Source organism: Methylacidimicrobium cyclopophantes, assembly GCF_902143385.2.
In the GTDB taxonomy this organism is placed as follows: domain Bacteria; phylum Verrucomicrobiota; class Verrucomicrobiia; order Methylacidiphilales; family Methylacidiphilaceae; genus Methylacidimicrobium; species Methylacidimicrobium cyclopophantes.
In genome coordinates, this window is sequence record NZ_CABFUZ020000169.1 from 1 (window position 1) to 6,253 (window position 6,253).

General features: G+C 63.2%; 5 protein-coding genes. 4 read left to right on the forward strand and 1 reads right to left on the reverse strand.

Annotated elements, in window-relative coordinates; genetic code table 11:
* Both FN369_RS07755 and FN369_RS07760 read left to right on the forward strand, forming a co-directional pair.
* Positions 1 to 598 (forward strand): SDR family oxidoreductase (locus tag FN369_RS07755; RefSeq protein ID WP_142525605.1); only part of this gene is annotated, 598 nt, incomplete at its 5' end.
* 57 nt (positions 599 to 655) lie between these two features.
* Positions 656 to 1,759 (forward strand): AI-2E family transporter, encoded by a 1,104-nt coding sequence (locus FN369_RS07760; RefSeq protein WP_246189618.1) that lies wholly within the window; start codon positions 656 to 658, stop codon positions 1,757 to 1,759.
* On the opposite strand, the gene miaB is transcribed toward FN369_RS07760, so the two are convergent.
* Positions 1,734 to 3,182 (reverse strand): tRNA (N6-isopentenyl adenosine(37)-C2)-methylthiotransferase MiaB, encoded by a 1,449-nt coding sequence (gene miaB / locus FN369_RS07765; RefSeq protein ID WP_142525607.1) that lies wholly within the window; start codon positions 3,180 to 3,182, stop codon positions 1,734 to 1,736. The genes FN369_RS07760 and miaB overlap by 26 nt on opposite strands.
* An 88-nt stretch (positions 3,183 to 3,270) precedes the next feature.
* Here miaB and FN369_RS07770 point away from each other — a divergent pair, with 88 nt between their 5' ends.
* Positions 3,271 to 4,425, forward strand: a complete 1,155-nt coding sequence (locus FN369_RS07770) for an N-acetylglucosamine-6-phosphate deacetylase (RefSeq protein WP_142525608.1) — start codon at positions 3,271 to 3,273, stop codon at positions 4,423 to 4,425.
* Positions 4,422 to 6,253: phosphoribosylformylglycinamidine synthase subunit PurL (purL, locus tag FN369_RS07775; protein ID WP_142525609.1), on the forward strand; the 1,832-nt coding region annotated here is incomplete at its 3' end. The genes FN369_RS07770 and purL, both read left to right, overlap by 4 nt.

A 6,253-nucleotide genomic window follows, 5' to 3' on the forward strand; every position in this document is an offset into this window, starting at 1 on the left:
GGTCGCCGCGCGCCGAGCCGATCTGTGCGAGGAGGTCGCAAGCCTCTGCCGGCAGAGGGGCGGAGAAGGCAGGGCGATCCCGACCGATGTGCGACGTGAGGAGGAATGCGAAAGGTTGATCGAGCAAGCCGCCGCTTGGAGAGGCCGGCTCGACGTCCTGGTCAACAACGCGGGCGTCGGTCGATTCGGACCGGTCGCCTCCCTCTCGACGGCCGATGTTCGCGAGATGCTCGAAACGAATCTCTTGGGGACGTTCTGGTGCAGCCGGGCGGCCTTTCCGAAAATCGCTGCTGGAGGCGGGTTGATCTGCAATGTCGCTTCGCTCGCCGGAGTGGATGCCTGGGCCGATACCGGCGGGTATAGCGCCTCGAAGTTTGGGATCGTTGGGCTGACCCGCGCTCTGGCCGATGAGGGGAGGGCAAGAGGGGTAAAGGCCGTCGCCATTTGCCCGGCGCTCGTCGCCACCCCCATGACGGGGGTAAAAGGAGCCGATTATCTCCAGCCGGAAGATATTGCCGAAACCGTGCTCTATCTGCTCCGTCTCTCCCCGGCCGCTTGGCCGGAAGAGATCGTGTTGAAGCGGAGAGGAGCGGAGTAAGATAGCCGCGGCCGCTGCAAAAAGCGGTAGTGCTTTTCGGATGGAGAAGTAATGTCGATGAAGGTGCCTGCTTCCAAATTAGATCCAGTCGCCGAAGGTCCAGAGGAAGGACAGGGAGGGGCGTTCCAAACCAATGCCCGAGTGGTTCTCGCTCTCTGCCTGGCTGCGCTGGGCATATGGACGGTTCGCAGCTTTCTGGTTTCGATGTCCTGGGCGTTGGTCATCGCCATCGCATCGTGGCCCCTCTATCGCTGGCTCCGGTCCAATTCTCCCCCCTGGATGCGGGGAATCGTCCTCCCTTTCGTTTTTACCCTGGTGGTCGGCGTCGCCTTGATCGGGCCGCTGACCTACGCGGCGATCAAGGTGGGGGAAGAGGCGCGGGTCTTGGCACGGTGGCTCACTACGATTCAAAAGTCGGGGCTGCCGGCGCCGGATTGGCTCAATCGGATACCCGGAATCGGCGCTTGGCTCTACTCCACATGGAATGCTTCCGTGGGGAGTCCCGGTGCAGCGCAGATGACGCTCGGACATCTGGATCCCGCGTTCGTTCTCCGCTGGACCCGAACTGTGGGCGTGCAAATGCTCCGGCGGGCTGAGGTTCTCGGTTTTACCCTGCTTACCCTCTTTTTCCTCTATCGTGACGGAGAGGCATTGGGGAAGCAGGTCTTCCGATTTGCGCGGCGGCTCGTTGGAAACCTGGGGGTCGAATATGCCCGCCATTGTGTATCGGCGATTCGGGCGACCGTGAACGGCTTAGTCTTGGTGAGCATCGGGGAAGGGATCTTGCTGGGGATCGCCTATGCGGTGGTCGGTATAACGGATCCCGTTACCCTCGGCGGCCTGACGGGAATCCTGGCAATGGTTCCGTTTTTAGCCCCGTTGGTCTTCGGGGGAGTGAGCATCATGCTCTACGCCCAGGGGAACCTGCTGGCTGCGATCGGACTCTTTCTCTTCGGAACGTTCGTGCTTTTCGTCGCAGACCATTTCATTCGACCGGGGCTCATCGGCGGGGCCGCCCATCTCCCTTTCTTTTGGGTGCTGCTCGGGACGTTGGGAGGGATCACGAGTTTCGGTCTTTTGGGGCTTTTCCTCGGGCCGACCGTGATTGCGGCTCTTCTGGCCGCTTGGCACGATTTTATCGGCCGAGCGGCGGAGGAGTGAGGATGGAGGAAGGACGCTGCTCCCCTTCGTGCGCGAGGACCGGCTCCGCATAAAAGGTATACCCGGTGGTTTCGACGATCCGGACGGGAAGGAGCTCTCCTCTCCACCGCTCCTCCGCGCGAACGAGGACCAGATGGTTGCCGCGAGTCCTGCCTTGAAAGCGGTGGGGCGACTTTCGGCTTTCTCCTTCGACGAGGATCTCGACCTCCCGGTGCAGCAGCCGCTTCGCTTTCCCCAGGGCGATCGCATCTTGGATGGCGAGCAGCTCGTGGTTGCGACGGAGCTTTTCCTCCTCCGGGATCGAATCAGATTGTGTGGCGGCCGCGGTGCCGGGCCGGGGCGAATAGCGGAAGATGAAGGCCTGGTCGAATTGGATGGCTTCGAGGAGGGAGCGAGTCTGCGCAAAATCCTCCTCTTCTTCTCCCGGAAAGCCAACGATGATATCGGTCGTGAGGGTCGTCTCGGGTAGGGCGGACCGAATCTTCTCGACGAGCGCGCAGTATCGGGAACGGGTATATCCCCTCCCCATCGCGCGCAAGATCCGGTCGCTGCCCGATTGCAACGGCAGGTGAACGTGCTCGCAGAGCGGCGGTAGGTCTCGGAGAGCGGCGATGAGGTCGTCCCGGAAGCCGATGGGATGCGGGGAGGTGAAACGGACGCGCGCGATCCCCGGGATCGCGCAGAGCCGCTCGAGGAGCTGGACGAAAGGAGAGCGGCCTTGGCGGACCGGCAATTCGCGCCGGCCGTAGAGATTGACGATTTGGCCGAGGAGCGTCACCTCCCGCACGCCTTGGTCGACGAGCTTCCGGACCTCCTCCTCGATCTCCTCCATTGGGCGCGCACGCTCGGGTCCCCGTGTGACCGGCACGATGCAAAAGGCGCAGCGCATGTTGCAACCCTGCATGATCGAGACGAAGGCGGAGCGCTTCCGAGAGGAGACGAGATGGTCTCGGATCTGATTTTGCGATCCCGCCTCTGCCCCGATGTCCAGAACCCGAAATGCTTCTGCGCGAGAGTCGGGGGAAGCAGAAGCACGAGCGGCGCGAATCCCTTCCACCCGCGCCATCGCCTCATGGAGCTTTTGGGTGCCCAAGACGAGATCGACCTCGGGGAAATCGGACAACAGGCTCGCCCCTCGCCGTTGCGCCATGCAGCCGAGGAATCCCAAGATCAGTTGAGGGTTTTGTCGCTTGCGGGCGCGCAAGGCGGCCATCTTCCCGCAAGCTTTCTCTTCGGCCATCTCCCGCACCGAGCAGGTATTGAGCAGAATCACGTCGGCCTCTTCCTCGGAGGAGGCGATTCGATATCCGCGCTCGACGAACCGATGGAGCACGGCTTCGGAATCCCGGACGTTCATCTGGCATCCGTAGGTTTTCACGAAGACGGCCGGCGCCGCCAAATTTTCTCGCTCCGTCTCTTCCATCGAGTCTGCCTTTCGACCGTTCTGCGCCATCTCCCCGCGCGCTTGGGTTGCCAATCCCCGCGAGCGAGCATACAAGGAATAGGCGAAGGTGTCGCGTCAAGTGGTCGTTGTCGAGGCTCGCCATTATCGGACCGGGGAAGCTCTTCTCGTGGAGTTGGATCCGCCGTTCTACAGACGGATCGCTCTGAGCCGCCGAGACCCGGAAGGCCTCCCCTGGATCGCTCCGGGCTTGGTCGATATCCAGGTCAACGGATTCGGCGGAGTCGATCTGAACGGGCGGGCGCTCGATCGATGCGAGTGGCGGCGGCTCTGCGAGAGCTTGCTCGCGCAGGGCTGTACACACTTTCTGGCGACCGTGATCACTAGGCCCGCGGAGTCCTACCGGGAACTGCTTCCCTCGATGCGCGATCTTTGGAAGGAACAGCCAGTAAACTGCGTCGGCTTTCACTTGGAAGGCCCGTTCCTACGACGAGAAGACGGCTATGTCGGCGTCCACGATCCCAAGTGGGTTTTGCCCGCCGACCCGGACTGGCTTTTGTGGGCGCAGGAAGCGTGCGGCGGCGGTTGCCGCATGATTACCGCGGCTCCGGAAGCGTCGGATCGGGGCCTCGAGCTGGTGCGAGTAGCCGTCGAAGGCGGCATCCAAGTAGCCGTCGGTCATTCGGGGGCGATGGGGCACGAGCTCGCGCGGGCGATCGAGGCGGGGGCGTCTCTTTGGACGCATTTGGGCAACGGATTGCCCCATCTGTTGCCGAAGTGGGAAAATCCTCTGATGCACATGCTCGGCTCGCGCCTGCCCTACGCGAGCGTGATCGCCGACGGGATTCATCTGCCGCCCCACGCGCTTCGCGCGGTGGCGCGAGCCTTGGGGGATCGACTCATCCTAGTCACGGATGCGATTGCCGCGGCGGGGATGGGAGCCGGCTCTTATCGGCTCGGGGATCGGTGGGTGGAGGTCGACGAAGCGGGAAGGGCGGTCGATGTCGCTTCGGGCAGGCTGGCCGGCTCGACGCTGACGCCGTTTGTCGGGGTCTTTCGGGCGGCCACGCTCCTGGAACGGCCCTGGTCCGAATGCTGGGAGGCGTTCTCGGTCCGACCAGCGCGCTGGCTCTCGCTCCGCCACGGCCTGGAGGTTGGGGTCGAAGCCAGCTTTTGTCTGTTTCGGGACCAACCGGAGCCCCGCCTTTTGGCGACGTTTCTGCGGGGGGAGAGGGTATTTTCGCAAGAGGAGAAAGGGGCATGAACGAAGCGGAGAGGCAGAGATTGGCCGAAGAGAGCGGCCTTTTGCCGGAGGAGATCCGGCGGATTGAAGAGGGTCTCGGGCGCTCTCCGAACGCAGCGGAGCTCGCTCTCTTCTCGGTCCTTTGGAGCGAGCACTGCTCTTACAAGAATTCGAAGCGCGAGTTGCGCAAGTTGCCGACGCAGGGGCCCGGCGTTCTCGTCAAGGCCGGAGAAGAAAATGCGGGCGCGCTCGACATCGGGGACGGCTGGGCGGTGATCTTTAAAATCGAGTCCCATAACCACCCGAGTGCCGTGGAACCGTTCCAAGGCGCGGCCACCGGAGTCGGCGGCATCTTGCGGGATATCTACACGATGGGAGCCCGGCCCATCTGTTTTCTCGACTCCCTGCGCTTGGGAGAAATCCGGGGAGAGGACCCGACGGCTCAGAGGAATCGCCGCCTTTTGCGCGGCATCGTGGGAGGGATCGCCCATTACGGAAACTGCGTGGGGATTCCGACCGTCGGGGGAGAGTTGGTGTTCGACCCATCCTACAACGGGAATCCCTTGGTCAACGTCTTTTGTGCGGGAGTCGTGCGGCACGATCGGATCCAAAAGGGAGCGGCTGTGGGGGTGGGGAATCCGGTCTTTGTGGCGGGCTCGCTCACGGGAAGGGACGGGCTCAAGGGAGCCGCGTTCGCTTCGCGGTTGCTCGGAGCCGACTCACGGGAGGACCGACCGGCCGTCCAGGTCGGGGATCCATTCATGGGCAAGATTCTGATGGAGGCTTGCCTTGAGCTTTTTGCCCACAGGGAGCTGGTAGTGGGGGTGCAGGATATGGGTGCCGCGGGGATCGGCTGCTCGACGAGCGAAACAGCGGCCCGGGCGGGTACGGGCATGGCGATCGACTTGGACCGCGTGCATCTGCGAGAGCCGGGCATGGATGCGGCGGAGATCCTCCTTTCCGAGTCTCAGGAAAGAATGCTCTTGATTCTCCAAAAGGGGCGGGAACGGGAGGCGGAGGAGGTATTCGCCAAGTGGGGTGTGCCGTTTCGCCAGATCGGCACGGTAAGCGGCGACGGTCTGCTCCGTTATCGCAAAAACGGGAAGGTAGCCGCAGAACTGCCGGCACGGTTGTTGACGGAGGATGCTCCGGTCTACGAGCGGGAGGCGAAAATTTCGAGGGCTTCCGCAGACGGAGCGCCTGCTGCGCGAGCTCTCTCCCTGCCGGAATGTTTGGAGCCCTGGGTCAGGCTCGCTTCCCATCCTTCCCTGGCCTCGAAAGAGTGGGTCTGGCGCCAATACGACTGGATGGTTGGCATTGGGACGGTGATGGGCCCGGGAGCAGCCGATGCGGCAGTACTCCGCGTCTTTCTTGATGGAAAGATCAAGTATCTGGCGGCAACCGTGGACGGCAACGCCCGCTATGCGGCGCTCGACCCGTACGAGGGCGGGCGGGCCGCCGTTGCGGAGGCGGTGCGGAATCTTTCGGCCAGCGGCGCTCGGCCCCTAGGCATCACGGACAATCTCAATTTCGGGGATCCTTACCGCCCGGAAGCCTTTGGAGAGCTCCGAGCGGCCGTCGAAGGGATCGCGGAGGCCTGTCGCGCCTTCGAGCTTCCGGTGACGGGAGGAAACGTGAGCCTCTACAATGAATCTCCCTCGGGGTCGATTTTGCCTACGCCGGTCGTCGCGGCGGTCGGACAGATCGATCGAAAGGAAGGGATCACGCCGATGGGATTCCGAAGGGAAGGCGATCTCCTTTTGCTACTCGGGGGCTGGGGGCAAGGACTTTCGGGATCGATCTACGCCTGGGATCTTCTCGGTTGGCGGCGGGGGCCGGCTCCCGCGGT

Excerpts from the sequence above, each read along its gene's own strand:
- miaB (WP_142525607.1), bottom strand. The coding sequence starts at position 3,182 with ATGGAAGAGACGGAGCGAGAAAATTTGGCGGCGCCGGCCGTCTTCGTG.
- FN369_RS07760 (WP_246189618.1), top strand. The coding sequence starts at position 656 with ATGAAGGTGCCTGCTTCCAAATTAGATCCAGTCGCCGAAGGTCCAGAG.